A 25,521-nucleotide genomic window follows, 5' to 3' on the forward strand; every position below is an offset into this window, starting at 1 on the left:
ACGCCACTTAAGATTTTGCGTCTTTCGATAGGACCGTTCGCGGCCTTGACCAAAAAAATCATTGTCGGCAGTGAGGAGTGGTGCTCCCTGCCAGGGCTTGGTCTGCCGGCAATCAAGGCAAGGGTTGACTCCGGCGCAGCAACATCCTCCTTGCATGCCTTCAACATCGTGCCGTTTCAGCGCGATGAAGCCCGGTGGATCAGTTTTGAAGTGCATCCGCTTCAGAACGACCGTTCCGTGGTGATCCGCCATGAGTCGCCTGTGCTCGAACAGCGCGGTGTGCGCAACACCAGTGGCATCACCGAGACCCGTTACGTGATTCGTGAACAGCTGGTGCTCGGTGAAGAGAGCTGGCCGATTGAGCTCACCCTCACCAACCGCGATGCATTGGATCGCATGCTGGCTGCCCAGGCTGAATTGAATCGGTTGGTGTTGCTCACCGCCGACCCTCAACTCTCCACCTTCCCGTGCCGAACCCTCTGGTGAGATTCATCAACAGCAGAAAAATCCTGGCTCCCAGAGCACCGCATCCAGGCGACGCCGGCACATGCGCACCTTCGGATTGGACACCGACGGGTTGACCTGGGCGCAGTTCTTCAAAGGCGCGGCGCTGGGTGCCCTGGCCACGGAGCTGCTGCTGCGTTGAGCCATTGCGTTGAAGCAACTCAGAACACGCAGAAGCGCACATCCACAGCATCACCGTTGAGCACCCTGTAGCGGTAGAGGCCAGCACGGGGCGTTCGGATCCGCCGATAGCCCGCGGGTTCGGCCACAGCATCAGCCTCCCCGCAAGACGCATTCATCCCCCCCTTTCCAAGAAGGAATTTCACCATTGAGATGGAAGGCATACCGACGCGTCGTGACCACCACGACAAAACGACGCTGCGGTGAGGCAAGCAAAACCCTGAAGGATTCCTTGCCCCCTCCAGCGATGAGGCTTTCACCCTGAGGTGAACGCAATGACAGAACGCTGTCTACTGTTAAAAGTTCCGTTGAAGAACAGGTCCAACAACATGCCTGTCGTGCAGACAATCAAATTCGGGTAGATCCCAGCAGCCTGATCCAGAAGCAAAACGGTATCGACAACAGAAGCAACGGATCGCTGTTCTCTGCAAGAACGAGTCCCAATCAGGAAAGAACATTGACAACCCAACACAAAACAGAGATTGGCGCTGAAACATTAAAATTTACAAAAGATTTTGCATAGGAAGAAGGTCAAAATCAAAATGTATCTATAAAAACTAAATTGCGCCATGTTTCTCTCAGCACGACTGGCAGCTGCAGCCCTTGCGGGAACAGGATTACTGGCCATCCCGGCCCTTGGAGAAGTTAAAACATTCAAATCCCCATTAACACCTGCAGCTCCTTACTCCGGAGCAACACGAGCAGGGAACATGATCTTTGTAGGAGGCATTATTGGCCTGGAGCCGAACGGCAAAACGCTGGTTACCGGTGGAATCAAAGAGGAAGCAGAAGCTGCCTTCAGGCACGTCATCACGATGCTCGAACGAGCCGGTGGCAAGCGCTCTGACATCGCAAAGTGCGTCGTACTTCTATCAGATATTAATTATTTTCCCGAAATGAATAAAGTCTTTACAAGCTACTTCCCAACTTCACCACCAACACGCTCGACGATCGTAGTCCCTGCCATTCCGATGAATGCAGCAATTGAAGTCGAGTGCACAGCAATTTTATAATCCAAAGTCACAACCAATCAGTCGTTCAAATTCCAATCCATTCAGATCACCAATGAACCGCCGAGAATTTCTCAGTCTGAGCACGATCACTGTCGCAGGAACTCTCCTACAAGCAAGGCCATCAATCTCAGGCGAGCGGAAGTCCAAGAGAGTTGATGATCAAACGATTCAAAGTCTGCGCATTTATCCAGCGATCGGGCTGGCCAGGGTGGGAGGAAGCACGAAGTCATTCCTTTCTCCAGAAATACCTGGCATCCCACCACATGACAATGATAACTACAAAGAAGGGAACTCCTTAATCAAAAAACAAGTACAACGCTTCAGAATCTACGCCTTCAACAAAGACAACCAAGTCATCAAAGAGATTACTGGAGAAGATGCCGAAATAGAATGGTCAGTTCACCTTGCCAACTCGAAAGCAAGCTGGTACGAATTCCATAATCCCCTGGACAACGGGGATTTGGCGCCAGGGATCCCCGGGGCCAAAAGAAATCCAGAAATTCAAGGAAATCAAGAAAGAGAAAAACAACTGATCGTTGATGGCGGCGAAATATCTATTAATGGCATCAACACAAATTTAGCTGGAGGTGAATCCAAATATCAAGCTCAAGGGGTATTTCAGAGCAAAACAAAGGTCTTTCTCGGAGAACTAAGGACAGACGAAAAAGGCCGATTGCTTGTTTACCCAGGCGACGGAAAATCCTTAAGCCCATCAGGGGCAAAAATCACAAGTTTTGCGGACAACGCCGACTGGATTGATGACTGGTGCGATGGACCCGTGAAAGCAACTGTTCGGCTAAAAAACAGCAGCCTTGCACTCAAAGCAGATTCGGCCTGGGTTGCCTGTGCAGGACCTAATTTCGCCCCAGAAATTCCACCAATCGTCACATTAAAAGATGTTATCGAAAATCTTAATGTTCAAAACGGCTGGGAAAGCAAGCCTCAGCTCGTCTCATTTAGGCAAGACATCTATCCTATTTTAAGACGATTAGATTTGATGAAGTGGGTAACACAAGCTGCTCTTTTACGTTCTGCGTGGATAGATCTTGGCCCATTATCAGACCCGGTATACCTAAAAAAGCTAGCAAGCAAAAACAGCAAGTTCCAAAAGCTACGCCAATCAATTTTTTCCAAAATCAGGCAACCGGTCAACTCAGAACAGAGTAGCCAAAAAATGGCTTCCGATGGCAACGCAAAGCAATTGCCTTGGATGCTTGGAGATGGAGTTAATTATAAGGAAAGCCCTCTCTTCATGCTCCGCATCACGGACCTTCAGGCACAGAAACTGAAACAGTGGGCTGATGGAAACTTTGTCGAAGATTATCTCGATGAAGAAGATGAAATCATCTCGTCTTTTGAAGACATACCACTTGATCAACAGCCTCAAGCGCTCACAGATGCGGTTCTCGAATCCTGTTCAGGAGGAGGCTTTCATCCAGGAGTCGAATTAACTTATAACTTACGGCATGCGACCCTATATCAAAAATATTATAACTCAAAAATAGAGCCCTACCGCATTGCACTTGGCAATCGCTCATCACTCATCCAGGATCTTGGACCGGAACTCACACCCAAGATCTTGCTCACTACAAATTTGACGGAATCTCCAATCGGCAAACAAATGCCAGGAGACCTGACCAGATGGATGGGCATTCCCTGGCAATGCGATGCGTTTAGCTGTCAATCAGTTGACTTTGAAGAAGATTTTCCAACCGCTACCTGGTGGCCTGCACTGTTACCAATTGATGTTTTACCCGAAGAGTTTTACCTGAGAGCCATCGATACAAGCTTGAGCGAAGACGAACGCTTTATGTACGCCAATCAACGTGTTCGCTGGTCCAGAAGCGTTGCAGGTGTTGGGTATCATGCCAATCAAAGCTATTGGGATGGCTTAGAAAATATTATTACACTGTGGCAGAGATTGGGATTTGTGATCAGGAAACCACCCGCTGCCAAGGATCAATCTAAAAAGCTTAACCCAGTTTTGACAGGAGATTTTTTCGTCGAAGTTTCTAGGGGTCAGATGGACATGATGTCACCTTACGACAGACGAAACCAAGAGGAATCCTGAGATCTTGACTTGCACTAAGTCAAGCATTGTCGTCGCAGGCAATGGGTTGAGTGGTATCAGTGCGGTTTTGAGTCTCAACCAACTTGGTCATCACGTGAGGTGGATTGCACCTGCAATCAAGGAATTAGACAGCCACTGGCCTGAAAGCGTGCAACTTTCCGGCCTTCTCTCGCTCGACAAACTAGTCGAAATTGAGCCAATTTTGAAGAAATGTGCAATTCCAATATCATCGCATTACTCCTGCTGGGGGTCCACTCACCTCACACAACGGCTCGGCAGGTTCAACGGAGCACATCAAAAAGATCTTATCCTGATTGACAAGCAAAGACTGATCCATGAGCTTCAGTTGGCCACGAATACAGAAAATATCAACAGACAGTCGAGCAAAATCAGATCACTCACACAAGATAGAGAAGAATTAACTGGAAAACTTAGGAATGGAGAAAGCTTTAGAAGTCGATTTGTCATTGATGCGACAGGTACTAGATCGGCGCTTCGCGATTCAAAAACTGAAATCAGCTCAATTGATCGGTTTCATGTTTTGTGCTGGCAACTGAGCAATACTGACAACCCAAGAATTCACTCGACTTTTCTTGAAGCAGCACCATCGGGATGGTGGTACGCAGCACCACGCCTGCGCGGCGGGCTTTCACTCTTCTTTGCAACAGACCTGAAGCAATCAATCGTTCGTGACGTGAAAACAACTCACTACATCGCACAAAAACTTAATGAAACAACGCACTTAAAACACTGGATCAAAGACCTCAATCTCTCCCAATTCTCTGCACCAATTATTCGCCATCACAGCGTTCAGTACCAGCAACAAACCGTGCATGTTTCCAGTCAGACCAGCGAGCACGCGTTCCTTCTCGCTGGTGATGCAGCAATCTGTCTTGATCCACTCTCATCCCACGGATCAACTAATGCCATCTGGAGTGGCCTACAAGTTGCCGAATGTGTTGATCACTTGCACCAACAGTGGTCAAGCAATCGATGCAATGCTTACCGCAAAGCAATTGAGCGATCCATGATTCATCACCTGAACGATCGTCAACAGATTTACGAGCAGGAAACCAGATTTAGAGACCATCCTTTCTGGACGGCCCGCCGTGAGCGTTGCCATCTGCACGGCCTTTGCAACAAGCAATCAGACCATCCCAGCCAATCGTTCTAAGCGTTGATACAGGCCAAGCGCTCCCCCCAGTCTTTAGCGAGAGCTGGTCTCCGAGGTAGCCCAGTGGTCGAGGAAGGCTCTGGCTTCAGGATCAGTGGCGATGTGATCGGTCACCACCTTGCTCTGGGCCCGGATCCATGAGTGCCGGGCAGGCTCGATGGCCTGATCTGCGCCTGGATTGAGGGTCTGTCAGCTGCAGTGAAGACCTCAACGCCACTTAAGATTTTGTGTCTTTCGATAGGACCGTTCGCGGCCTTGACCAAAAAAATCATTGTCGGCAGTGAGGAGTGGTGCTCTCTGCCAGGGCTTGGGCTGCCGGCAATCAAGGCAAGGGTTGACTCCGCCGCAGCAACATCCTCCTTGCATGCCTTCAACATCGTGCCGTTTCAGCGCGATGAAGCCCGGTGGATCAGTTTTGAAGTGCATCCGCTTCAAAACGACCGTTCCGTGGTGATCCGCCATGAGTCGCCTGTGCTCGAACAGCGCGGTGTGCGCAACACCAGTGGCATCACCGAAACCCGTTACGTGATTCGTGAACAGCTGGTGCTCGGTGAAGAGAGCTGGCCGATTGAGCTCACCCTCACCAACCGCGATGCAATGGGCTATCGCATGCTGCTCGGCCGTGAAGCCATGGTGGGCCGTGTGTTGGTGGATCCCGAGGGCAGCCACCAACTCGGTGATCTCCGCCAGGACGAGCTCGAGGCGATGTACGCCCCTCTGCGCACGGAGCGCCATGGTCTGCGCATGCCCTGCTGGCCTCGGACCCGGAGCTCTACAGCAACCGCCGTCTTCTGGAGGCCGGCGAGGAACGGGGCCATCGCATGGAGTTCCTCAATGTCAAGCAGTGCTACATGCGCTTGGATCCACAGAACCCTGAGATGCATTACCGGGGAGGCAATGTGCTGGAGCGCATCGATGCGGTGATTCCGCGGATACGCCCCAGTGTCACCTTCTACGGCTGAGCGATCACACGGCAGTTCGAGGCGATGGGTATCCACGTGCTCAATGCCGCAGAACCGATCAAGCGCTCGCGCGACAAGCTTCTGGCCTCCCAGTTGTTTGTGCGGCACGGCCTGAACATGCCGGTGACCGGCTTTGCCAGCTCACCTCTCGACAGCAAAGACCTGATCAAGATGGTGGGTGGTGCCCCGTTGATCCTCAAGTTGTTGGAGGGGGCCCAGGGGCGTGGTGTTGTGTTGGCTGAGACTCAGAAAGCGGCGGAAAGTGTGATCAACGCCATGAAAAGCCTGAACGCCAACCTTCTGGTGCAGGAATTCATCAAGGAAGCAGGTGGAAAAGATCTGCGTTGTTTCGTGATCGGCGGCAAAGTTGTGTCCGCCATTGAACGCACGGCTGCGGCCGGAGATTTTCGCTCCAACATTCATCAAGGTGGATCGGCCCAGGCCGTGCGCATCCGCCCGGAAGAACGCAAATTGGCAGTGTCAGCGACCCGTGCCCTCGGATTGGATGTCGCCGGAGTTGACATCATTCGCTCCGAGCGAGGCCCTCTGCTGTTGGAGGTGAATTCAAGCCCTGGTTTGGAGGGCATTGAAACGGCTACAGGCAAGGATTTGGCCGGCTTGATGATTCAAGACATCGAGCGAAAACTCGGCTGGGTCCGTCCACGCTTGGCTGAATCTCTGGTTGCTTGTTGATCTGGATCCTGCTGGATTCGTCTCAACCATCTTTCAACCAGATTGGTGTTGCTCTGTTTTTAAAGCCCTTCGATGCTGGCACTGCTGGTGTTGGTGATTTGGATGAGTTTGATTTCATGGCGCCTATCGCGAAAAGCGCCGTAACTGGGGGCCAGGGCCATACCACCGGGGGGTTGTGGTCTCCCCTGGTGGTGTCGATGCCTGAGGCCCCCTTGAATCTCACCAGAGGGTTTGGCAAGGGAAGGTGGAGAGCTGTGGGTCGGCGGTGGGGCTGGTTGTAACCGCCAGCGCGCAGGCCATGGTGGTGCTTGAGGTTGGCGATGGTCGTGGGCGGGATCTGCCAGAGGGCCTGTTGAGGATTGATGTCCTCTCCCATGGCCCACCACACGGCAGAGCCCGCATCTTCAGACCTCAATCATTCGAGGTTTAATCCATAGATGTTTGCAAATTCATCCTGGAATGGAGAGGTTCTCAGGAGCTCACTGAGTCCCAGTTCATCCTGCCAATCGGTGATCGGCCTTTCCCAGCCTTCTTCCCAGCGAGGCGAGAACAGTTCAGGAACCTCCTGGCCAATTGCAATGCCGAAACCGATTGCATCCCAGATCAGCCTGCGCTCACCTGGTTCGTAGGCACCACGCAGCATCCAAGACGAAAGAATTCCGATATGAAAGGGGCTTGAGCCAGTGCTTGCATAAAACGCCGTCGCAGCAGCTTCGCCGGCCACTGTGATCGGTAGACCAAGAATCGTGTGGTGAATTTCGTGCAGACGCGTACCTCTCGTTATGACGAACTCTTCATCCGTTTGGGATTCGGGCACCTGAGACTGATCAACTAAAAAAGAGATCCCAAGCTTCTCCAATCGGCGATGCACACACCATCCAAGACTCCCTTTGGGCATGGCAGCCATTTGCTCAAGATCTGGCCATGTTTGTGAAGGCCGGTTGGCCAGTAGGTTCTTCACTTCTGGGGTGGCCAGAGCCCTCTCAAAAGTGTCTTTTGCCAGTTTGGTATTGGCTGGAATTCCAAAATATCGGCCGTGTTGAAATGCTCTTTCAGGCTGCTTTGCTGTCTGCAGAATTGAAATCCCTAGCTTTGTGACACCCTTGGAAAATGATGAGCGTGCGTAGTGTTTTTGTTCTGTAGCCATAAGTTGATGAAGTTCTGCAATGAATGTCGCTGGAACCCCAGACGATTTCCTCCCCCGAATGGGTGATTTGTTTCTAAGACTTTGCTGAGTCAACAGGGATTGGCTTGACCAGTCGGTCGGCGTCAGTCGTGGCGCCAATGGCGAAGGCCACATCTGCGCTGACTGCTGTTTCTTCAGGCACGCCGTTCTGACTTTCGCCGGTTTCAGGGGTGGAGGCAATGAGCGTTAAGGCTGGTAGCCAAGTGCTGGCGGCGCGTTGACAGTGTGTTCATCGAGATCGGAGGCGCTGATGACAGCCGACACTCCACCGCAGCACAATCGAGAAGTCGCCTGACTTTTCAAGCCACTGCTCCACAAGTTTTCGCACCATCCATGGGCTTGCCCTCGATCCGGCGCCATCTCCTGGAACCTTGGCCCCAGCAGCTTGAAAGGCCCGACACTTCGCCCTACGCCGGCAACGGCCTACGGCATGACCCCTGATCCATCCTGAAGGGGTGTCGGAAGCGAGCAATACGAGAGGTCACTCCGTTCCTGTCGTAGACGGGCTGACCTCTCACCGACATCGCTGGAGGACCGAGGGAGTCCTCGACGTTCTTGGTTGCCTCACATCAGAGTCGTTTTGTCGTGATGGTGACGACGCGTCGGTATTTCTTCCATCACATTGGTGGAGTTCCCTCTTGGAGAAGGGGAGCAATGCGTCTTGCGAGGAGGGATTAGGGCCCCTCCTTTTTTTTGGACGTTCGCAACCTGCGCTCTCAACTCTGCTTGTGGATCGGTGGTGATGCGTTGGAGGGTTCCACGCCTCCTCAGAGAAAAAGCCCTAAGGGCTGCTCACCGTGATCCAGTTGCCGGCACCACCGTCATCCCCACCGGCGCCAGGGCGATCAAGGCCAGCTTCATGTGCTGGATCCCGAAGGGAATGCCCACGATGGTGATGAAGCAGGCCAGGGCGGAGCTGAGGTGGCCGATCGCCAGCCACCAGCCAGCCACCAGAAACCAGAGCACGTTGCCGAGCAACCCCAGCGGACCGGTGCCCAGATCTCCCCGGCCGCTCAGGTCTCTGCGGTTCACAGCTTCCTGCCCGAACGGCCAGAGCGAAAATCTTCCGATCACAAAGCAGGAGCGCGCCCAGGGCAGCCCGATGATCGTGATTGCGCACAGCAGGCCCGCCAGCCACCAGCCCAGGGCCATCACGAACCCTCCGAGCACAACCCAGAGGATGTTGAGCAGGGCGCTGATCATGGTTCGTTGATGGGTGCGGAGAGGGGGCTGCCGCTTTCCTCCATAGTCTGCTCACTCCATCAGCTTTGCCGGCACCCAGATCGCCGCGGTGGCATCCCCCAGGCCAACGGTGCGGCCGTCGAGGTGTTCGATGCCGATCCAGGCGCAGATCAGGGCATCGAGCATGTCTTCCATCGGCTTGAGTGACGAGAGCGTGGTCACCTCATTGGGCTGGGGCAGGGTGAGCGGGATGGCGCTGATGCGCTGGCTGAGGGCTTGGTGGATGGCGTTGAACTCCCCGAGCAGGCGCCTGACCCGCTCAGCAATCGGTGGCTGCTCCGCCTTCCAGTACTGAGCCGAGCGGCTCACCTTGTAGGGCACGCGATAGTCGCGATTGAGCAAGGCCAGCAGGGCTACATGGGGATAACACTCGATCAGGGCCGGCCCTTGGCGAGCCGTAGTTGTGGTGTGCAGGGCAACGCCGAGCTCGGCGAAGCGTTCGCGCAGCTGATCGGCGATGGCACCGGGACGTTCGGCTGATGGGCTATGCACGGCGCAACCCTTCGGCCCGAAGCGGCTGGCAATGGCGGAGTCGGCGGCCCGGCGGCTGGTGATGGGAGTCGTTGCCAGGGGCATGTCGACCGACACGCAGTCCACGGGTTGTCCCGCCAGTTGTTGGCAGGCCGCCAGCAGCGCTTCGGGATCGGGTTCACTGCCCTGGGCTTTCCGGTTCTGGTCCCAAGGTTGGCTGGCGGCTAGGGCAAGAAACGCCTCATAACTGGGGGCCAGGGCCAGGCACTGCCAACCCTCAGCAGCCCGTTGCACCAGGGCCACACCACTGGGGTTGTGGGCCGTCCAGGCGGCATCGATGCCGAGGACGACCCGAGGTGCCATCAGTTTCAAGCCTGATTGAGGAGCCGTGTCACGGTTGTTCTCAGATCGGGAAGATCGGTGGAAACAGTGAGCCAGACACGGGAAAGATTCACTTTCAGGTAGTCATGAATGAGCACATCACGCATGCCTGCAATCTGTCTACAGGGAGTTGCAGGGTTGGCCTCCAGCAGCTCAGTACTGAGGTTTTTAGTGGCTTCTCCGATCACTTCCAGATTCCGGACCACACCGTCCTGGATCAGTCGTGATGCCAAGAATTCCTGCTCTCCACCAGTGGTGTAATCAGCGATGCGCTCCAGGCAGTCGCGAATGCTCTCAAGGTAGAGACGATCCTTGTTCACAGGGCCAGAGCTTGCTCCAGGATCTGAGTGCGGATCAGCGGGTGAAGGTTTTCCGCTTCAGTCAGATCCACTGGACAGCCCAGGAGATCCTCCAGCTCCTGCCGAAGGCTGATCAAGCCCAGTAAAGACTGTCCTTTGGGGAGATCAACCAGCAGATCGAGATCGCTGGCCGGGTGCTCTTGGCCTGTGGCGATTGAGCCATAAATCCTCAGGTTGGAGGCGCCATAACGTCTGGCCACCTCGAGAACCTGAGGTTTCAGCGCCTCCAGTCGCTGGCGAATTGGCGTAGCAGCAGCACTGTTCATCACGACAGGGCGTTGGCATCAGTATCGGGTGAATCGGCTGTTTTGTCGCTCACGCTGCTCAAGGAAGCGTGGATGTGGCTTCACGGGTGAGATCAGGGGCTTTGGGGGTGTCATTCCGTGATGGCATCTCAAGCTCAACGCCCCAGAGGCGGCCGAAATGGTTGTGAATGCGTGAGCCCAGCCCCTCTGTGGCTACTGCTGGTTTCACGGGTTCAATCCAATGGCGATGCATCGCGCGCACCTCCGCTTCCATGGCTCGATTGCTGCCAGCAATGCTGTCGTTGCTTTCAACGCTAGCGGTGGGCATGGGCCTCCTCTCTCTGCAGCTCTGTTGAATGAATGCCCGGGCTGTCTCCTGGGATTGCTCTTCGACGACATCAGACAACGCAACTTGCAGCTTGAAGCCTGGGTTGAAGCATTGGTCCCCCCACTTGGGGGATGAAGCCATCCTTTGTCCTCCCTCACTTGAGGGAGGACAAAGTCAATTAGCCATTGCAATCTGACGGGAACAGACCGCTCGCTCGATGGCCCCAACCCTTCTGTTCATCACCGGCGTGCTGGCCGGGCTGATCGCTGGCTTCATGCTCAGCCGGGTTTTTAGCAAGGGACGCAGCAGTGGTGGTTCTGGTGAAGCGCGCTTGCTGGAGGAGCGGCTGCTGAAGGCCGACCAGGGCCTGGAGCAATTCAGCCGACAGCTGGAGGCGCAGAACCAGGAACTGAGAAACCAGCAGGCGCAACTGCAAGAGGCGCGTGAACGAGATGCAGTCAGCCGCACTCAGCTCGTTGCCATCACCAAAGAGAGGGATGAACTGAAGACATCCGTCGCCATCACAACAACAGCCTTAGAGGAAACCCGCGTTCAGAAGGAGAGCCTGAGTACGCAAGCCGCCGAGGCTGCCGAGAGATTGAAGTCTCAACAAAACCAAGCCCGCACAGAGCTCAATGCCCTAACCGAAGAACGCGATGGCCTGCGGGAGGTTCAACAACGCTTGAGCGCAGACCTCGAGCAACTCCGCACAGCCAAGGAGGCACTGAGCAAAAAGACCGCTGAGGTCTCAGAGATGTTGAGGTCACAGGAAAGCCAAACCCAGTTCCTCGAGCAGGCCCGCACGGATCTGCTCACCCAGTTCCGTTCGCTTAGCGGCCAGATGCTGGATGGCTCCCGCGAAGCCTTGCTCAAGAGCACCAAGGAAACGGTGAGTGAGCCGTTCGCAAAGGAGGTGCTGCAGTTACGCCAGCAGGTGGAGGCGTTGCAGAAGGATTCCAACGCCAAGCTCACGGTGCTGGCGGAAACCACCCGCGATCTGCGCCAGCGCAGTGAAGACGTGCAAGGCGCAGCCCAGCAGCTCACCTCGGCGCTGCGTTCTCCGAATGTGAAAGGGCAGTGGGGCGAGGTGAACCTGCGCCGGATCCTGGAGTTTGTGGGCTTGATCGCCTACTGCGACTTCGACGAGCAGGTGCATGTGGGCACCGAAGAGGGCGCCTACCGGCCGGACTGTGTGATCACGATCCCTGGCTCACGCCGTTTGATCGTGGATTCCAAGGCACCGATCGAGAGCTATCTCGATGCCCTGCAGGCCAATGATCAAGCCCAGCGGGAGGCAGCACTCACGGAGCACTTGAAGAAGGTGCGCAGCCACATCGATCTGCTGAGCAAGAAGGATTACGCCGGCAAGCTCAGCAGCCTGGGCCAGGTGGTGGATGGGGTGGTGCTGTTCATCCCGGTGGAAGGAGCCCTGTCGATGGCACTGGAGCGGGATCCGCAGCTGCTGGAGTACGCCTTCAGCAAGAACATCATCCTCACCTTCCCCACCAGCCTGTTGGCGATCTTGAAGGGATTGGCGATGACGATTCAGCAGGCGGAGATCGCCAAGAACATCGATGAGATTCAGGCGCAGGCGGTGGAGCTGCACAAGCGTTTCTCCACCTTCATCGACAAGTTCAACGACATCGGCAGCAACCTCACGCGCTTGAACAAGAGCTTCAATGCGGCGGTGGGTTCAGCGCAGAGCCGTCTGTTGCCCCAGGGCAGGCGTTTTGCGGAGCTGGCGGGGCAAAGCGGTGAGATTGATGTGGCTGATCAGATCGATGAGATGGTGCGGGAGATTCAGGCGGGGGAGTAAGTCTCTGGCCTTAATGGATCAGCGCTGACGGCTTACCGCTGTAGCTGATCACTACGCGCTTAACCCCAGCAGCCGCTGGTATTTCGAGAACCCCTCGGAATCAATGGCAACTAGTAAGGGGGCGAGTTCCTGCAGGGCAGCGGTATCCGCCGGTGCCTCCGTGACGGCTGCCTCCAGTCGCTTCAGCCGGTTGCGCACCGTTTCCAGAGCCGCCATGGGGCTGGAGAGCAGGCTCTTGGCCAGGGTGGTTTTAAAGAGCTGACCGGCTTTGGCTTTGCGGTCGCTGTCGGGGAGTTTGAGGTCTTTGAGCAGCGCGAACACCCGCTCTTCCTGCTCGCTGGCCTGGCACTCCACATCCTTGGTGTCGCGCTCTTTCACGTTGCTGCGTAAATCCGCCAGCACGTCTTTGCGGAAGCGGCGCAGGTAGAGATCCTTGATGTCGTCTTTGCCGTAATCCCTCGGGTTGGCGATCGCCGTGGGGTCGAGCATGTTCATCAAGCTCGCGAAGCTTTCCGGCTTGCCGTCGTGCGGTGTGGCCGACAGCAGGATCAACGTTTCCGAGCGGGTGGCAAGCCGTTCGGCCAACTTCGCCCGTTGGCTCTTCTGCGCCCCCTTGGCGCGCTCGGCCACGTTCTGGCACTCATCGATCACGATGATGTCCCAGTTGGCGTTGTCGAGGTAATACCGGTAATCGCGGTCGTTCTTGAGGGTGTCGACCGAAACAATCGCCTTGTCGTAGTAATGAAAGGGGTTCTGATTGGTGGGGATGTGCTCGCGGATCCGTTGAATGCCCACTGAATCCAGCCGCACCAGTGGGATCGAGAAGCGCGTCCAGAACTCTTTCTGGAATTGCACCAACATGCTCTTGGTGGTGACCACCAGGATGCGCTTGCCCCGCCCGCGCCGGATCAGCTCACTGCAGAGAATCCCGCACTCCAGCGTTTTGCCCAGGCCCACAGCGTCGGCGATCAGCAGCCGTTGGCGAGGCATCGCCAGTGCCTTGGCTGCTGGTTGCAACTGATAGGGCAGGGCATCCATGGCAGCGCGATCCCCCACCGCCAGGGATGCGTCTGTGGGGATGGTGCGGCGTAGGTGCGCCTCAATGAACAGCATGCTGTCGCGGTATTGCGGCGACGGGTCGCTCACCAGCTCGGTGGCTTCGGGCTGCAGCACCTTGAAGCTGCCGGCGGCTTTCTCAACATCCACCAGGAAGCGAGCCTCTTTTTCCCTCAGGAACGGAGAGACGCCCACCACATCCACCACCTGCTGGCCATCGCTGCTGCGGCCAAGGCTGCTCACCAGCCATTCAGCACTGCGGCATTCGATGCGTGCTCCTGGGGCGAGGACGGCTTCGGGCATGGGTTAAAGGCTCTCCACCCAGGTCTTGATTTTCAGTGCCATCAGCTTGCGCCGTTCTTCCAGAAACGCCTCGTAATCCAGTGTCGGTGTGTCCAGTACGGATGCGGGGATGCAATGCATGGCGAGGTTGCGCTCAAGCTCGGCCCGCGAGGTAATGCCGCCATATAGCTGAGCGCCACCAGAGCACTGCTCCAGCATCTGGCCGAGATAGAGCTCGGGCGCTTTATCTGAAATCGCAATATTGATTTCGGTTTGCGTAATCACGAAGTTGGCGATTTGGTTGTATTGGCCGCGGGAAAAGCCCTGGCGTTGTAAGTGTTTGCGGGGGAAGAAGTGATGCTTATCTCCATGGTTTTGCATCAAATCGCGCACGGTGATATGCGACGACAGGAATCCCTGGTCTCCGGCATTCACCTGAGCAGCTTGATAGGCAATGAAGTAAGGGCTGATGGAGGACGAGGTCACCATCAGTTGCGGAAGCATCCCTGACCAGAAGGTGGCGGGAAGTTCGTTTTCCAGAACAGCATCAGTGAAGCTGAGCAGGCCTTGGCTGGTGATTTGGCGAATGTCGAAGTCAAAGGTTGATTCAGGACTTCCTGAATAGCGCCCTGTTAAAACCGACATGGCAAACCAGCGGCGAACCAGGCTTTCGAGTTCATTGGCTGGATAGTTCTCTTGTCTGCCACGCAAATAGAGGATGTAAGCGAAATTGACGGCGTTGCGGCTGCGGATGAGATCGCTGGTGATGAAACCCGCTGAGCGCAGGATCATCGTGAGCCGCTCAAAGTGGGTTTTGCTGATGAAATTGTTGATTCCTTGCTCTAATTTTTGGAATGATTCCTCAGCAATCTCCTCTTCATATTGCTTGCTGGCAAAGTTTCTTCCTGAAAGCAAGGCGACGAGATCTTGCAGCTTGCCGCGTCCAAATTCTGAGGTGAAGGCCACCCGCAGCATGTCTGTATATGTGGGGTCATAGATGTCATCATTCACATCCTTGAGCCAGCTCATCTTTTGGAAAAAAGGTGTTGCGGCAAAGAGGGGATCGTGCTTCTCAAGTTGGCTGTGAAATTCCGGGGCAACGGCCAAATGGCAAAAATATTCAATGGCTTTGCGCAGTGTGTTGCCGCCGTAGCTTTCGTTGACGGCGATTTTGGACATCGCAAAATCAGCCTGCGATAGCTCTTTGCCTGCTGAGTTCACGCGAATGAAGATTTCAGTGACCGTTTCGATGTCGAGATCTTCTGCAAGTTCAATCAGGCCAACATGATTGCTTGTGATTTTGAGCAGATTCTGTAGTGCTTTGCCGACAGACTTTCTGTCCGCGCTTGGGTTTCGCTCCATATAGCTGTCGATTTCTTCAAGAAGGTCGGCATCGGCTTGGAACAGTGTTGAAAGATCGGGGATCCACTGAACGTTTTTGGCGATGGCAGGGTTGCTGACCTCGAAAAAGGGCTCGTCTTCTTTTGCCAAGGGGTTGAACGCAATCCTGATCCGGACCCGTGCATAGGCCTTGGTGAGAACTTCCATGCCGAGTAGCGCTGCCATCATCGCGGTGATGCGTTGCTGGCCATCAATCAGAATTCGTTTTCCCGCTGAAGATGATCCGTCTTTCAGCTTGATTGTGGGATTTTTCCAGGCGATCAAGTACCCAACCGGATAGCCCTGATAAAGGGAATCCAGAAGATTTCGAACTTTGGTGGCTTCCCAGACGAAGGGCCTTTGAATTTCAGGAATCGCAATTTCCTTGCTCTTCACCCAGGTGAGCAAAGTTTCGATGGGGTGTGGTGTAACGGAATAGCGCTGCGCCATGGTTATTCATTGCCTCCACCTGTGTTGTTCTCGATCACGCGGCACAACCGATTGATCTGCTCGGCTTCCGCCACCGTGTTGGCAATTCCGCTGGCCAGGCTGGGTGAACCCACCACGATCGAGAGGCATTGCGCTCGGCTGATCGCCACTTTCAAACGGTTGGGTTCCAGCAGAAAGCTCAGCCCCCGTGGGACCTCCTCACCGCTGCTCGCCGTTAAGGAAAGAATGGCAACTGGGGCCTCCTGGCCCTGGAACTTGTCCACCGTGCCCACCCGGGCTTTGCCATTCAGCCGTTGCTGCATCCGGTTCACCTGCACGTTGTAGGGCGCCGACACCAGGATTTTGTCTGGCGTGAAAGTGCCTGCTGCGATGCCTCCAGCTTTGGCGTGTTTGTAGCTGCCCCCCAGCAGGGCATCCAACAATGCTTCGATGCGGTCGATTTCTTCGTCGCTGCAGACGCTGTTGCCGCTGTGCGCCACCGGATCGAACACCAGGCGTTGATTTGGGTATAGCTGTCCGTCCCTGCCTTGGCAGGGTTTGCCCCATGTGATGCGATTGGCGCTGTTTGCGGGGCTGGCATGCAAGCGGCCCTCATGAAAGTGATCACTCACCGCGGGCTTGCTGCCATCAAACAGCTTGCGTGCTTCCAGCTCCTGCCACCACGCCTCGATCACTGGGCTGATGCTGAACAGCGACAGCTGGCTAGGTGTGATCAGGCGGTTGGGCATGGCTGTTTGTTGGCTCTTTCATTCTTTTGCATTGGCACGTTTCTCACATCACCCAAATGGGTGAGTACAGGGAGGCCCTGTCTCCCCTAATTGAGGGATGTTTTGATGGAGTTGCCCTCGAAGCTCAATTCAGCGCCTTCTTTTGGTAAGCCAATGCGCTGCAGCTTGGTTGCAGCTGAAGTTCGAGTGGAATCTTTCGTGCTAACCGTTCGAGTGGGCCTCTTGACACAAACGCCACGCCACCGCTTTTTGGTGTGGGTTGCCGAATGCTCCAGGCGAGCACCATGGGGCCATTAAAGATCACTTCGCAAGTGCCGTTGGCCTGAAGAAGGCCTGCTAACAAATAAATGTCGTCATCAGGTTGCCCATGCCCAAGCGGGATGCCAACCCCTCGGCTCGTTGTGGTTTTGATTTGTACCTTTGTGCCGTCGGCGGTGTGGGCATCGATACCCTTTCGCATCGGTGGTGTGAGTTCCAGCCCAAAGCGATCGGCGATCAGCTGTTCTCCAAGGTTTCCCAGTTGTTGCCCTGCAGGCAAAAGCCCTCTCCCGGGTAACGCGGCTTCCAGCTGATTGGAGATCTTGAATAACTCTTGGATGAGCTGGCGTACTTTGCTGTTGTTCATCGGCTTTATCGGATAAAGGATTTAAGATCGAATTCACGTCGAGATACTCTTGGCGCAAAGTCGTGAGGTTATCGAGGTGGCGGAAAGCTTTTTGAGGTGTTGCGAGTCAAAACTTCGATCTGCATCCTCAACAAATCTCGCTTCTTCATTGTCCCCCGGGTGAGCATGACAAACATCCCTCAACTGAGGGATGTTTGTTGGCTGTTCTTCGGCAAGTCTGGAGGAGGAGTTCATCCCTCTTTCCCCAATCACGAGTGAGGCTATGCGTGAGATTCCAAACCGTGAGCTCATTGCTGAGCGCATTCCGGCTGCTGATGACAATCGGCGCAGCTTGATTGGCTTCGCGCATACGTTCAATGGCTATGCGTTCTTGGGTGGTGAGGAGCCTTCAGAGCGCCTGTCTGGTGATTGGTCTGATCTGAGCCTTAGTGAGCTGCGCTGTCTGCTGTTTTGGCTGGTGCGCAGTGATCGTTGGAGCGGAGGCCTGTCCACGGATTGGCCGTCGCTGTGGAGTCTCTTGGATGTGATTCGAAGCAGGGTTGAGGCCGGCGCGTTGGAGTGACCCTGGGTCACTGCGCATGGCGCTCGGGATAGTGACTGGCCCATGCTTCGCTGCTGTGGCCTTTTGGCACGAGGGCCTGATAAGGCGGGCTTTGCAGAATTTCGTTCACCGATTCCCCCAGGCGCTCCACTGTGCGGCTGTTTGGGAGGCGATCCACCAGCTCCTGGTGCATGCGCATCAAATACCAGGCGGAACCATCGAGGCCGGCATTGAATTTGCTCCACATGCCTGGATCGCACCGGGCGTCCAGCACCATGTCGCCAGCGTTGTGGGCTTTGTCTGCGGCGGTCACCAGTAGTGAGGCCAGGGGTTTGTGCTCCAGTGAGGCCAGATAACGGGTTTTGCGCAGGAGCCAGGGTTCTTTCTCCCCAGGCGCTGCATCGGGCGCGGTGTCGGTGCAGTCCAGAACGATGTCTGCAACCTCTGGTCCAAAACGATCGGCGATGGAGCGGTGGCTTTGGCCGGCGTCTTCGATGGAATCGTGCAGCAGTGCCGCGATCGCCTGATCCTCAGTTCCGCCGTCTTCCCACACCAGGGCGCTGACGCTGATCAGGTGTGAGATGTAAGGAACCTGTTTGCCTTTTCGCCTCTGCTGGCGGTGCAGTTCCTCAGCCCATTGCAGGGCTTCGCCGTAGCGCTGGGTGATAGCCATCACAGCTCATCTCCGATCAGTTGCCGTACCAGCGCAATCAGCTCCTTCTTGGTGAAGTTCTCCAGCGGCCTGGGCGGTGGCACCACCCCATGGCGTTCCAGCTCCTTGGCCAGTTCGGCTTTGCGCAGCTTTGAGTAACCCGTGATGCCGTGCTCTTTGCATAAGCGTTTGAGTGTGGCCACCGTCTGCTGCTGGAAGCTGCCATGGCCCAGCAAGGCCGCCATGCGTTCACGGCCCGTGAGTTGGGGAGCAGCTGTTGCCGGCGCCGTGGCATTGCGCAATTCCTGATCGAGCTCCCTGAGGCTGCGGGCATCCGATGCCGCAACGGCCCTGAGATTGGCGCGCAGGGCCTCAGCGATCTGTCCCATCAGTGTCCTCCAGGCTGAGTTGCACGGCTTGCTGCTTCTCCACGATGGCGGCGAGCTGTTGCTTCGTCCCGGTCCAGCGGCGGATGAAACGGATCACAGCACCCACCAGCCGTCCGATGAAGCGGCCGCCCTGGTAAGTGCTTTTTCCTTTTTGATACAGCCCGAATTCATTCACCAGGTCGTCGCCAGCGTCTTCCAGTTCGCCCACCACGTTGGTGACGATCTCCAGCATTTCGTAGGCCTCCTTGCGCACGGAGGCTTCTCGTTCAGCAATAGAGCGCAGCTTCTGCTCGAGCTGATGCATGGCTTCCTGGTTGCGCTGGGCCTGCCCGCGGTACTGCCCCCGGCTCACCATCAGACCCCGGTAGTTGTGGCGCAGATCGAGGTAAAGCGTTTCCAGTGCACTTCGCTCGAGAGTCCCCGGATCGGAGGGGAAAGTGCCTGTGGGTGGATAAAGGATCGGCATTCTGTGTCTCCTTAATTGCCGATGTTGAAAGCACGGAAGCGGTCGACTCTCACCGCCATCCCTGCATGTTCCACATAGGTGTTGCCGTCGTTGAGCCGGAAGGGTCCTTGATCCGAAGGCCATGAGGGCGTCGACGGTTCGGCCTTGGATTCCGTCTCGGGCATGGTGAGCACGATCAGAACCGCAACGCAGGTGTCGAGAATCAGCAGCGGGTCGAAGAAGGGAAGCATCGGAATCGGTGGATGCGTGGACTCCTCCACATCGTTGACTGAAAGGTCTTCTGGGGACTCCCCCAATCGGGGGAGAAGTCTCTGAAAGTTGGATGAGTGTGGACGCTGCCTCGCTGGTGAGAGGCTGAAAGTTGATCGCTCGTTGTGCCCGTGTCCAGCCCCGCCGATGCCGACGCCAATCTCAAGCGGGCCCTCGAGCAGCTCAATGAAAACGAAGCGGCGGTGGCCGAGGCGATCAATGAGGCCCGGGCTGAACACTCCCGCACCGAACCGCCGGTCACTGGCGCGGAGTTGCTCGAACGCATCGATGCACTGGCGGTGCAGCGATCGCTCGACAGCCAGGACGCCGCGATCCTCTGCCATTGGCCCGATGCCGCCTCCATCGGCCAGGCCTGGTTTGCGCTCAAACACCCTGGTCAGAGCGTGCCCAGCCCGATGCTGGTGCTCGATGCTTATCTGGTGGGGGCGCCGCCGTTTCTGAGCAAGGCCCAGCGTGATCAGGTGAGCGACTGGTACCGCAGCCAGGTGTCGGCCAATCCCGAGTACACCGATGCGGTGACCGGTGCCGCCAAGGCCTTTGTGCTGATCGGTGATCTCAACGCCAGTGCCGCCGGCATGGCCTGGCAGACGATCATTCCCGATCTGCTTGCCAAGGGCCACGATCTGGAGTTCAACGTCACCAAGGAACAGGTGACGGCGGCCGCCGCCCGCTGGATCGTGGCGGTGGCCGATACGTTCACGCCGCCATCGCTCACAGGACAATGAGGTTGTCGATGCGGAGTCCAGCCACGCTCGTTGTTGCTTTGGGGCTTGTCGCTGCGTGCCTCCCGAGCGCCCTGGCCCAGCAGCCGGTGCGTCCGTTGCCCAAGGTCGGCTCGTGTCCGATCGGGTATTACAGCTCCAGCGATTACTGCGTTCCCAGCAAGAGCGGCAACGTCAGAGGGGCGATTGAAAAAGTCGGCAATGGCTGCCCCATCGGGTTTTACGCATCGGGCAGCTACTGCCTGAGCAGCCCCAGCAACCAACGGCAGGCGATCGAGAAAACAGGCAATGGCTGTCCGATCGGTTGGTTCAGCTCCGGGCGCTATTGCGTTCAGAGCCGCTGAAGCATCCCTAAACGGGGGGATTGGCTAGCAAGAGGGAGTCATCTTCAGATCCATGACGCTCGGCGACCTCCTTCGCATCATCCTGGCCTTCTTTTTGCCGCCCCTGGCGGTGGCCTCCCAGGTGGGCCTCACCGGTGCGTTCTGGCTCAATCTGCTCTTCTGGTTGCTCAGCTTCGGAGGCCTGGGGCTGCCATTCATGGCCATCATGTGGCCAGTGGCTGTGATCCACGCGATCTACATCTGCGTCACCCGCAAGTGAGGACTGGTTGCCCACGCTGATGTTGCGTGCACAAGGTCAAGAAATGGCACGGTTCCCTTCAGCAGCACCAAAAGGGCTCGATGCTGAATCAATGGGATTGATGCACTGCCCCCTCTGTGTTGGCCTGGCCGTTGTTTCGGCCGCTCGCTTCTCAGCGCATGTTGTGATGCTGTTGCAGCTCGAGCTGCTGCGCACGGATGGTTCTGAGCATCCGGCCGATCTGCTGGGAACCCTTCTGGAGCTCTGAAGCGCACGTGGTGGAGAGGCCATGGCGATCCTTGCCGGTGTTCGATGAGAAGTCGCCCGCGTTTCTCGATGCTGTGGCCGCCTATGGGCATGCGCTGAGCGCTCTGAGCCTGCAGCAGCGCAGGGATCTGGCCGTATTCAAGGCGGCTGAGCTCCTGAATGCGTTGATTCAGATCCGTGAGCGCAGGCAGTCACCTGATCGGTTTGGACAAACCCTCGCGAAAGCCTCCTTCCAGCGCGTGCGTCAAGTGATCCGGGATCGGCGCATCGTGTTGCAAGGAGGCGAGGTGATCGATCTGCGTGATCCTGTGCTCCGAGACCTGATCGATGAAGGCTGCCGCCTGTTTCATGCCGGACGCAAGGATGCCGAGGTGTATCAACAGGCCCTGGCCCTATCGGCGGCCCAGTGTCTGGCGCTCAACGATCAGCTCGATGAAGGGATCGCCCGCTACATCGAAGGCAGCGGATTGTCGTTTCCAGACTCCCTTCTGCAGGCGGTGCGCACCTCCTTCATCGAGGCCTATCGAACGGCCTGAATCAGCTCTGGGCCCGGCACAGCCAGAGGCGGATGAACAATCCCTGGTACAGCTGCAGCGGAGAAGGCCAGCCGGCTTGCGCCAGCACCGTTGACAGCTGGCTTGGATCCATTGAGAACACCACCTTGTTGCGGCTCTCCACGATCGCTTCAACCGTTTCCGGCGGGACGCCGCGATCCAGGAGCCGTTGACGCGCCACGTTGAACACCAGGCGTTGGCTCTCGGGCTCTTCCGCTTCGCTGTAGGCGCTCAGCAGCAGAACGCCGCCATCCGCTGTGCACTGCGTTAGTTGCTGCAGCATCACGTCTTGCGCGTCGCTGCCCAGGAGGTGAAGCACGTTGTGGCACACCACCAGATCAAAGCGGGCGCCTGCCAGCTCGCCCTCGAGGGCCTCGTTCAAGGTGTGCTGAAGCAGGCGGCAGCGCGCGCTGCCGGGGTGATCCGCAAGTGTGTGGCGGCACTGCTCCAGCATTTGAGCACTGGGCTCGAGCACGGTGAGCGCAGCATCCGCGCAGGCGTTGAGCAGAGGGGGGAGTTCATCGCCCGGGCCGGGGCCCACCACGAGCACCTGCTGGGCCTCGCTGGCTGTGCTCTGCACCGCTGCAAGTGCGATCTCGTGCAGAACCTCGTGGCCGGGAATGGAGTTCTGGATGCTCTGGCGATAGCTGCGTCCGTAATCACCATCGAAATCAAGCGAGGGCATCAAGGCACCGCGATGGAGCAACCCCAATGATGGACTCAATTCGAGGAGCGCACCGGCATCACCGTCATCCCATGCTTCGCAGCCTGGCTTCCAGGGTCTGCCGCAGCCGTTGGCTGACGAGTGCGCAGAGGTCATCCACCAGGGGGTCATCGGCGTGAAAGATCAGCCGTTGCCCCTGGCGTTCGCTGCGCACCAGCCGGGCCTGGCTCAGCTGGCTGAGCTGCCGGCTGATGTGCGACTGGGAAAAGCCGGTGCGCTCCATCAGGGTCTGCACGTCGCTGGGTGAGTCGCGCAGCTCACAGAGCAGCTGCAGCCGGGCCGGTTCACTGAGCAACCGGAAGAAGCGGCTGATTTCGGCGAGTTGTTCCGGTCCTGGCTTGGCGTCTGCCATGGCGGTGCGGCACCTGCATTGATTATGGCGTTATGGGTTTATGCGTGTACAGTCATATCTCTAGTTTCGGGGTCTGATGGCTGAGTCCTTGGCCAAGCTCGCCGCCGGCGTTGGATCCCTGTTGTTTCGCCAGCTCCAGGATGCCGACACCGGAACCTTCACCTATCTCTTGGCGGATCCGGCGACCGCCGAGGCGGTGCTGATCGATCCGGTGTTCGAGCGCCAGCGCCGCGATCTGGCCCTGATCCGCGAACTGGGTCTCCAGCTGGTGGCCTCGCTCGATACCCACGTGCACGCCGATCACGTCACCGCCAGCTGGTGCCTCCATGCCGCCAGCGGCTGCGCCATCGGCCTGTCAGCCATCGCCGGGGCTGACTTCGTCACCCGGCCGCTTGGCCATGGCGACCGCATCTCTTTCGGCAGCCGTTCGCTGCTGGTGCGGGAGACACCGGGGCATACCGATGGCTGCCTCACCTATGTGTTGGATGACGCCTCAATGGCCTTCACCGGTGATGCCCTGCTGATCCGGGGCTGTGGCCGCTGCGATTTTCAGCAGGGCAGCGCCCGCAATCTCTGGCAATCAATCCAGGGCCAGATCCTCACGTTGCCGGACACCTGCCTTCTCTATCCCGGCCACGACTACAGCGGCCGTTCCGTCACCAGCGTGGCGGAGGAGCGTCGCTTCAACCCGCGCTTCGGCGGGGCTGCCCGCGAGCAGGACTTCGTGCTGCATATGGATCATCTGCGCCTGCCCCATCCCCGCCGGATCGATGAGGCGGTGCCAGGCAACCTGCGCAGTGGTCGCCCCCCGCAGACGAGCGAACTTCAGGAACCCTGGGCTCCGCTGCAGCGCACCTATGCCGGTCTCGATGAGGTGCTCCCCGACTGGGTGTGCGCCCATCGCGATCAGATCACCCTGCTCGATGTGCGCTCCCGCGAGGAATGGCAGGGCCCTGATGGCCGTGTGTCTGGAAGCGTTCACCTGCCGCTCTCGGAGCTCAGTGAGCGCCAGACGGAGTTGCCCAGGGACCGGCCGCTGGTGGTGGTCTGTTACGCCGGCAGCCGTTCGGCCCTCGCCACCCAGCAGCTGCAGCGCAACGGCTGGCCCCGCGTCGCCAATCTGCGCGGCGGTCTGCATCGCTGGGCGGATGAGGGCTATCCGCTCGAGTGCCCGTGAGCACCTGTTTTTTGCTGTTCTCTCTTTGCTCTTGTCATGTCTGAGCGTTTGTCACCCCTGGCTCTGCAAACCCGCCTCGCCTCCGTGACGGTGGTGGATGTGCGCCAGCCGATGGAAGTGGCCGGCGGCCGCATCCCTTGCAGCCGCTGCATTCCCCTCGACCGGATCGACCGCGCGGAACTGCCGGAGGGTGATCTGGTGTTGGTGTGCCAGAGCGGTAACCGCAGCGGCCAGGCCGCTGCGCTGGTGAAGCAGCGCTGGCCAGGCCGCACGGTGCTGGATCTCGAGGGTGGCCTGGAGGGCTGGCAGCAGGCGGGCCTGCCTGTGGAGCGTCAGGCCGGTGCCCCCCTGCCGCTGATGCGCCAGGTGCAGATCGCCGCCGGCAGTCTGGTGTTGCTGGGGCTGATCGGCAGCCAGGTCCTGGCCCCCGCCTGGATGGCTTTGAGTTGGTTCGTCGGTGCGGGATTGATGTTCGCCGGCATCAGCGGTTTCTGCGGCATGGCCCGGCTGCTGGCGATGATGCCCTGGAATCGGGTGCGGCTTTGAGTGTGCTCTTGCTCCTCGGCGGCGGTGTTCTGATCGGTGCTCTGCTGGCCCTGCTCGGTGCCGGTGGCTCGATTCTGCTGTTGCCGCTGTTGGTGAGTGGTCTGGATCTGCCACTGCGGGACGCCGTGCCGCTGTCGCTGTTGGTGGTGCTTCTCCTGGCCCTGGCCAATCTGATCCCAGCCATGCAGCAGCGGCGGGTGGTCTGGCGGCCGGCCCTTTGGCTTGGCCTTCCCGCTCTGGCCGGCAGCTGGCTCGGTGCGGGATGGGTGCGCAGCGGTGTGATTGCCCCTTCCATGCAGCTGCTGCTGTTCGCCCTGGCGGCCACGGCCGCCGCCCTGTTGATGCTGCGTCAGCCACAAGCGTCGCCGCCTGTGCATCAACGGGAGGGCCGGTTGCAGCTGCTGGTTCAGGGCCTCGGGGTGGGTCTGCTCACGGGGATTGCCGGTGTTGGCGGTGGCTTCGCCATCGTTCCCGCCCTGGTGTTGCTGGCTCGTCTGCCGATGACCCAGGCCTCCGGCACCAGCCTGTTGGTGATCTCCGCCAGTTCCTTGATGGCCCTGGTGCGTCATGGCCATTGGCCGGCAGCGAGTCTTCCTCTGCTGCTGCCGTTGCTGCTCGGTGGGGGCATCGGCATCCTCCTCGGCCAGCGGTTCGTGTCCCGGGTATCTGAGCGCAGGCTGCGGCAGGGTTTTGCGGCTCTGCTGCTGGTATCAGCCATCACCACCGGCCTCGAGGCCCTGCAACCGCAGACGCCATCACCTGTTTCTGGGTTGCGCATTTCCACACGTTTTACTGAGGCCTAATGACAGGTGGGTTCTCAGTGATTTAGCAGTAAAGAAGGTATGCACATAGACACGCGTGGTTGCGACCCCTTTGGCATCCGTGCCAGCAGAAGAAACGTTGATTAATGCCCTCCGCGGCTGCAGCAATCAGCGGGAACTGAAAGACCTCGAACAACGGCTCGCCACGGTGGAGGGTGCCCCGCCCCTGTTCGACTGGATCTGCGATTTGCTGGTGAAGCGGCGCTTGTCCAGTATCCTTGCCGCGAAGCTGCTCCGGCAACTCCATCACTCCTGAGAACCTGCGGAGTTGCGGGATGCGGCTGGTGTTTGCTCTGGTGTTGGCGTTGATCT

32 protein-coding genes and 2 pseudogenes are annotated in these 25,521 nt (G+C 57.7%); 16 read left to right on the forward strand and 18 right to left on the reverse strand.

The window, feature by feature from the left end:
- Positions 1–45 precede the first annotated feature (45 nt).
- Entirely contained in the window at positions 46–486 is a 441-nt protein-coding gene (locus WH7805_RS00840) for a RimK/LysX family protein (RefSeq protein WP_038004160.1), read from the forward strand.
- Positions 487–492: 6 nt separating this feature from the next.
- On the opposite strand, the gene WH7805_RS14230 is transcribed toward WH7805_RS00840, so the two are convergent.
- Positions 493–651, reverse strand: coding sequence for a hypothetical protein (locus tag WH7805_RS14230; RefSeq protein WP_156783568.1), 159 nt, complete (start codon positions 649–651; stop codon positions 493–495).
- Positions 652–665: 14 nt separating this feature from the next.
- Positions 666–848: a hypothetical protein gene (locus WH7805_RS14235; RefSeq protein WP_156783569.1), complete on the reverse strand. Its 183-nt coding sequence runs from the start codon at positions 846–848 to the stop codon at positions 666–668.
- A gap of 405 nt (positions 849–1,253) precedes the next feature.
- Between WH7805_RS14235 and WH7805_RS00845 the strand changes: the two genes are divergently transcribed.
- From WH7805_RS00845 to rimK, 5 genes and pseudogenes are all read left to right on the forward strand, one after another.
- The gene (locus WH7805_RS00845) at positions 1,254–1,697 is read left to right on the forward strand and encodes a RidA family protein (protein WP_083773550.1); all 444 of its coding nucleotides are present in this window, start codon (positions 1,254–1,256) and stop codon (positions 1,695–1,697) included.
- Positions 1,660–3,768 (forward strand): CTQ-dependent glycine oxidase GoxA, encoded by a 2,109-nt coding sequence (gene goxA / locus WH7805_RS00850; protein WP_232198908.1) that lies wholly within the window; start codon positions 1,660–1,662, stop codon positions 3,766–3,768. Before WH7805_RS00845 ends, goxA begins: the two co-directional genes overlap by 38 nt.
- Positions 3,769–3,814: 46 nt before the next feature.
- Entirely contained in the window at positions 3,815–4,942 is a 1,128-nt protein-coding gene (locus WH7805_RS14240; protein ID WP_232198909.1) for an NAD(P)/FAD-dependent oxidoreductase, read from the forward strand.
- 198 nt (positions 4,943–5,140) lie between these two features.
- Positions 5,141–5,542 (forward strand): annotated as a pseudogene (locus WH7805_RS14850) (ATP-dependent zinc protease); the annotation flags it as partial.
- A gap of 149 nt (positions 5,543–5,691) precedes the next feature.
- Positions 5,692–6,597, forward strand: a pseudogene (gene rimK, locus WH7805_RS14860) (30S ribosomal protein S6--L-glutamate ligase).
- Between the two features lie 415 nt (positions 6,598–7,012).
- Here rimK and WH7805_RS00870 read toward each other — a convergent pair.
- The 6 genes from WH7805_RS00870 to WH7805_RS13660 form a co-directional block, all read right to left on the reverse strand.
- Positions 7,013–7,882, reverse strand: coding sequence for a Coq4 family protein (locus tag WH7805_RS00870; RefSeq protein WP_232198910.1), 870 nt, complete (start codon positions 7,880–7,882; stop codon positions 7,013–7,015).
- 693 nt (positions 7,883–8,575) lie between these two features.
- On the reverse strand, positions 8,576–8,986 hold the full coding sequence (locus tag WH7805_RS00875; protein WP_006041019.1) for a YccF domain-containing protein: 411 nt from the start codon (positions 8,984–8,986) through the stop codon (positions 8,576–8,578).
- Positions 8,987–9,037: 51 nt separating this feature from the next.
- On the reverse strand, positions 9,038–9,859 hold the full coding sequence (locus WH7805_RS00880) for a DUF429 domain-containing protein (RefSeq protein WP_038004841.1): 822 nt from the start codon (positions 9,857–9,859) through the stop codon (positions 9,038–9,040).
- A gap of 5 nt (positions 9,860–9,864) precedes the next feature.
- Positions 9,865–10,197 (reverse strand): DUF86 domain-containing protein, encoded by a 333-nt coding sequence (locus WH7805_RS00885; protein WP_006041021.1) that lies wholly within the window; start codon positions 10,195–10,197, stop codon positions 9,865–9,867.
- Positions 10,194–10,502, reverse strand: coding sequence for a nucleotidyltransferase family protein (locus tag WH7805_RS00890; protein WP_006041022.1), 309 nt, complete (start codon positions 10,500–10,502; stop codon positions 10,194–10,196). Before WH7805_RS00890 ends, WH7805_RS00885 begins: the two co-directional genes overlap by 4 nt.
- Positions 10,503–10,560: 58 nt before the next feature.
- Positions 10,561–10,809: a hypothetical protein gene (locus tag WH7805_RS13660; protein WP_071933721.1), complete on the reverse strand. Its 249-nt coding sequence runs from the start codon at positions 10,807–10,809 to the stop codon at positions 10,561–10,563.
- A 217-nt stretch (positions 10,810–11,026) separates the two neighbouring features.
- Between WH7805_RS13660 and rmuC the strand changes: the two genes are divergently transcribed.
- Complete coding sequence (gene rmuC, locus WH7805_RS00900; protein WP_006041024.1) at positions 11,027–12,625, forward strand: DNA recombination protein RmuC; 1,599 nt, start codon at positions 11,027–11,029, stop codon at positions 12,623–12,625.
- Between the two features lie 51 nt (positions 12,626–12,676).
- Here the strand turns inward: rmuC and WH7805_RS00905 are convergent, their stop codons facing one another.
- From WH7805_RS00905 to WH7805_RS13500, 4 genes are all read right to left on the reverse strand, one after another.
- A complete protein-coding gene (locus WH7805_RS00905; protein ID WP_006041025.1) occupies positions 12,677–13,984 on the reverse strand; it encodes a DEAD/DEAH box helicase in 1,308 nt (435 codons plus the stop codon).
- A gap of 3 nt (positions 13,985–13,987) precedes the next feature.
- Positions 13,988–15,793 (reverse strand): DUF262 domain-containing protein, encoded by a 1,806-nt coding sequence (locus WH7805_RS00910; protein ID WP_006041026.1) that lies wholly within the window; start codon positions 15,791–15,793, stop codon positions 13,988–13,990.
- 2 nt (positions 15,794–15,795) lie between these two features.
- A complete protein-coding gene (locus WH7805_RS00915) occupies positions 15,796–16,521 on the reverse strand; it encodes a C-terminal helicase domain-containing protein (RefSeq protein WP_006041027.1) in 726 nt (241 codons plus the stop codon).
- A 124-nt stretch (positions 16,522–16,645) separates the two neighbouring features.
- Positions 16,646–17,146, reverse strand: coding sequence for a hypothetical protein (locus WH7805_RS13500; RefSeq protein WP_006041028.1), 501 nt, complete (start codon positions 17,144–17,146; stop codon positions 16,646–16,648).
- Between the two features lie 262 nt (positions 17,147–17,408).
- Here WH7805_RS13500 and WH7805_RS00925 point away from each other — a divergent pair, with 262 nt between their 5' ends.
- A complete protein-coding gene (locus WH7805_RS00925) occupies positions 17,409–17,708 on the forward strand; it encodes a hypothetical protein (RefSeq protein WP_038004849.1) in 300 nt (99 codons plus the stop codon).
- 7 nt (positions 17,709–17,715) lie between these two features.
- On the opposite strand, the gene WH7805_RS00930 is transcribed toward WH7805_RS00925, so the two are convergent.
- The 4 genes from WH7805_RS00930 to WH7805_RS00945 are packed head-to-tail and all read right to left on the reverse strand — an operon-like array spanning position 17,716 to position 19,490.
- Positions 17,716–18,360 (reverse strand): HD domain-containing protein, encoded by a 645-nt coding sequence (locus tag WH7805_RS00930; protein WP_006041030.1) that lies wholly within the window; start codon positions 18,358–18,360, stop codon positions 17,716–17,718.
- The gene (locus tag WH7805_RS00935) at positions 18,360–18,728 is read right to left on the reverse strand and encodes a Rho termination factor N-terminal domain-containing protein (protein ID WP_006041031.1); all 369 of its coding nucleotides are present in this window, start codon (positions 18,726–18,728) and stop codon (positions 18,360–18,362) included. Before WH7805_RS00935 ends, WH7805_RS00930 begins: the two co-directional genes overlap by 1 nt.
- Positions 18,712–19,194, reverse strand: a complete 483-nt coding sequence (locus tag WH7805_RS00940) for a hypothetical protein (protein WP_006041032.1) — start codon at positions 19,192–19,194, stop codon at positions 18,712–18,714. The genes WH7805_RS00935 and WH7805_RS00940 overlap by 17 nt, the downstream gene beginning before the upstream one ends.
- Positions 19,195–19,205: 11 nt before the next feature.
- On the reverse strand, positions 19,206–19,490 hold the full coding sequence (locus WH7805_RS00945) for a hypothetical protein (RefSeq protein WP_006041033.1): 285 nt from the start codon (positions 19,488–19,490) through the stop codon (positions 19,206–19,208).
- Positions 19,491–19,574: 84 nt separating this feature from the next.
- Between WH7805_RS00945 and WH7805_RS00950 the strand changes: the two genes are divergently transcribed.
- From WH7805_RS00950 to WH7805_RS00970, 5 genes are read left to right on the forward strand one after another with little or no spacing between them, the layout of a single operon-like run.
- The gene (locus WH7805_RS00950) at positions 19,575–20,189 is read left to right on the forward strand and encodes a hypothetical protein (protein ID WP_006041034.1); all 615 of its coding nucleotides are present in this window, start codon (positions 19,575–19,577) and stop codon (positions 20,187–20,189) included.
- 8 nt (positions 20,190–20,197) lie between these two features.
- Complete coding sequence (locus tag WH7805_RS00955; protein ID WP_156783571.1) at positions 20,198–20,530, forward strand: hypothetical protein; 333 nt, start codon at positions 20,198–20,200, stop codon at positions 20,528–20,530.
- A gap of 52 nt (positions 20,531–20,582) precedes the next feature.
- Positions 20,583–20,789, forward strand: coding sequence for a YqaE/Pmp3 family membrane protein (locus WH7805_RS00960; RefSeq protein ID WP_006041036.1), 207 nt, complete (start codon positions 20,583–20,585; stop codon positions 20,787–20,789).
- Between the two features lie 43 nt (positions 20,790–20,832).
- Entirely contained in the window at positions 20,833–21,036 is a 204-nt protein-coding gene (locus WH7805_RS00965) for a hypothetical protein (protein ID WP_038004164.1), read from the forward strand.
- A complete protein-coding gene (locus WH7805_RS00970; RefSeq protein WP_232198912.1) occupies positions 20,987–21,571 on the forward strand; it encodes a hypothetical protein in 585 nt (194 codons plus the stop codon). The genes WH7805_RS00965 and WH7805_RS00970 overlap by 50 nt, the downstream gene beginning before the upstream one ends.
- 1 nt (position 21,572) lies before the next feature.
- Here the strand turns inward: WH7805_RS00970 and WH7805_RS00975 are convergent, their stop codons facing one another.
- Together WH7805_RS00975 and WH7805_RS00980 are read right to left on the reverse strand one after the other, a co-directional pair.
- A complete protein-coding gene (locus WH7805_RS00975) occupies positions 21,573–22,409 on the reverse strand; it encodes a class I SAM-dependent methyltransferase (protein WP_198005719.1) in 837 nt (278 codons plus the stop codon).
- Positions 22,339–22,665, reverse strand: coding sequence for a metalloregulator ArsR/SmtB family transcription factor (locus tag WH7805_RS00980; protein WP_006041040.1), 327 nt, complete (start codon positions 22,663–22,665; stop codon positions 22,339–22,341). The genes WH7805_RS00975 and WH7805_RS00980 overlap by 71 nt, the downstream gene beginning before the upstream one ends.
- A gap of 76 nt (positions 22,666–22,741) precedes the next feature.
- On the opposite strand from WH7805_RS00980, the gene WH7805_RS00985 reads away from it, so the two are divergent.
- From WH7805_RS00985 to WH7805_RS00995, 3 genes are read left to right on the forward strand one after another with little or no spacing between them, the layout of a single operon-like run.
- On the forward strand, positions 22,742–23,842 hold the full coding sequence (locus WH7805_RS00985; protein ID WP_006041041.1) for a rhodanese-like domain-containing protein: 1,101 nt from the start codon (positions 22,742–22,744) through the stop codon (positions 23,840–23,842).
- 36 nt (positions 23,843–23,878) lie between these two features.
- The gene (locus WH7805_RS00990; protein WP_006041042.1) at positions 23,879–24,388 is read left to right on the forward strand and encodes a rhodanese-like domain-containing protein; all 510 of its coding nucleotides are present in this window, start codon (positions 23,879–23,881) and stop codon (positions 24,386–24,388) included.
- Complete coding sequence (locus WH7805_RS00995; RefSeq protein WP_232198913.1) at positions 24,289–25,191, forward strand: sulfite exporter TauE/SafE family protein; 903 nt, start codon at positions 24,289–24,291, stop codon at positions 25,189–25,191. The genes WH7805_RS00990 and WH7805_RS00995 overlap by 100 nt, the downstream gene beginning before the upstream one ends.
- The last annotated feature ends 330 nt before the right edge of the window (positions 25,192–25,521 follow it).

This window comes from Synechococcus sp. WH 7805 (assembly GCF_000153285.1).
Taxonomy (GTDB): domain Bacteria; phylum Cyanobacteriota; class Cyanobacteriia; order PCC-6307; family Cyanobiaceae; genus Synechococcus_C.

Coding starts and splice junctions, on each gene's coding strand:
- WH7805_RS00960 (WP_006041036.1), top strand. CDS start 20,583: ATGACGCTCGGCGACCTCCTTCGCATCATCCTGGCCTTCTTTTTGCCG.
- WH7805_RS00965 (WP_038004164.1), top strand. CDS start 20,833: ATGGCACGGTTCCCTTCAGCAGCACCAAAAGGGCTCGATGCTGAATCA.
- WH7805_RS00905 (WP_006041025.1), bottom strand. CDS start 13,984: ATGCCCGAAGCCGTCCTCGCCCCAGGAGCACGCATCGAATGCCGCAGT.
- WH7805_RS00955 (WP_156783571.1), top strand. CDS start 20,198: ATGCGGAGTCCAGCCACGCTCGTTGTTGCTTTGGGGCTTGTCGCTGCG.
- WH7805_RS00990 (WP_006041042.1), top strand. CDS start 23,879: ATGTCTGAGCGTTTGTCACCCCTGGCTCTGCAAACCCGCCTCGCCTCC.
- WH7805_RS00930 (WP_006041030.1), bottom strand. CDS start 18,360: ATGGCTATCACCCAGCGCTACGGCGAAGCCCTGCAATGGGCTGAGGAA.
- WH7805_RS00890 (WP_006041022.1), bottom strand. CDS start 10,502: ATGAACAGTGCTGCTGCTACGCCAATTCGCCAGCGACTGGAGGCGCTG.
- WH7805_RS00845 (WP_083773550.1), top strand. CDS start 1,254: ATGTTTCTCTCAGCACGACTGGCAGCTGCAGCCCTTGCGGGAACAGGA.
- WH7805_RS14230 (WP_156783568.1), bottom strand. CDS start 651: ATGGCTCAACGCAGCAGCAGCTCCGTGGCCAGGGCACCCAGCGCCGCG.
- WH7805_RS00935 (WP_006041031.1), bottom strand. CDS start 18,728: ATGGGACAGATCGCTGAGGCCCTGCGCGCCAATCTCAGGGCCGTTGCG.
- WH7805_RS00975 (WP_198005719.1), bottom strand. CDS start 22,409: ATGACCTCTGCGCACTCGTCAGCCAACGGCTGCGGCAGACCCTGGAAG.
- WH7805_RS14235 (WP_156783569.1), bottom strand. CDS start 848: ATGCCTTCCATCTCAATGGTGAAATTCCTTCTTGGAAAGGGGGGGATG.
- WH7805_RS00915 (WP_006041027.1), bottom strand. CDS start 16,521: ATGCCCAACCGCCTGATCACACCTAGCCAGCTGTCGCTGTTCAGCATC.
- rmuC (WP_006041024.1), top strand. CDS start 11,027: ATGGCCCCAACCCTTCTGTTCATCACCGGCGTGCTGGCCGGGCTGATC.
- goxA (WP_232198908.1), top strand. CDS start 1,660: ATGCAGCAATTGAAGTCGAGTGCACAGCAATTTTATAATCCAAAGTCA.
- WH7805_RS00925 (WP_038004849.1), top strand. CDS start 17,409: ATGCGTGAGATTCCAAACCGTGAGCTCATTGCTGAGCGCATTCCGGCT.
- WH7805_RS00880 (WP_038004841.1), bottom strand. CDS start 9,859: ATGGCACCTCGGGTCGTCCTCGGCATCGATGCCGCCTGGACGGCCCAC.
- WH7805_RS13500 (WP_006041028.1), bottom strand. CDS start 17,146: ATGAACAACAGCAAAGTACGCCAGCTCATCCAAGAGTTATTCAAGATC.
- WH7805_RS13660 (WP_071933721.1), bottom strand. CDS start 10,809: ATGCCCACCGCTAGCGTTGAAAGCAACGACAGCATTGCTGGCAGCAAT.
- WH7805_RS00980 (WP_006041040.1), bottom strand. CDS start 22,665: ATGGCAGACGCCAAGCCAGGACCGGAACAACTCGCCGAAATCAGCCGC.
- WH7805_RS00875 (WP_006041019.1), bottom strand. CDS start 8,986: ATGATCAGCGCCCTGCTCAACATCCTCTGGGTTGTGCTCGGAGGGTTC.
- WH7805_RS00940 (WP_006041032.1), bottom strand. CDS start 19,194: ATGCCGATCCTTTATCCACCCACAGGCACTTTCCCCTCCGATCCGGGG.
- WH7805_RS00970 (WP_232198912.1), top strand. CDS start 20,987: ATGGTTCTGAGCATCCGGCCGATCTGCTGGGAACCCTTCTGGAGCTCT.
- WH7805_RS00910 (WP_006041026.1), bottom strand. CDS start 15,793: ATGGCGCAGCGCTATTCCGTTACACCACACCCCATCGAAACTTTGCTC.
- WH7805_RS00985 (WP_006041041.1), top strand. CDS start 22,742: ATGGCTGAGTCCTTGGCCAAGCTCGCCGCCGGCGTTGGATCCCTGTTG.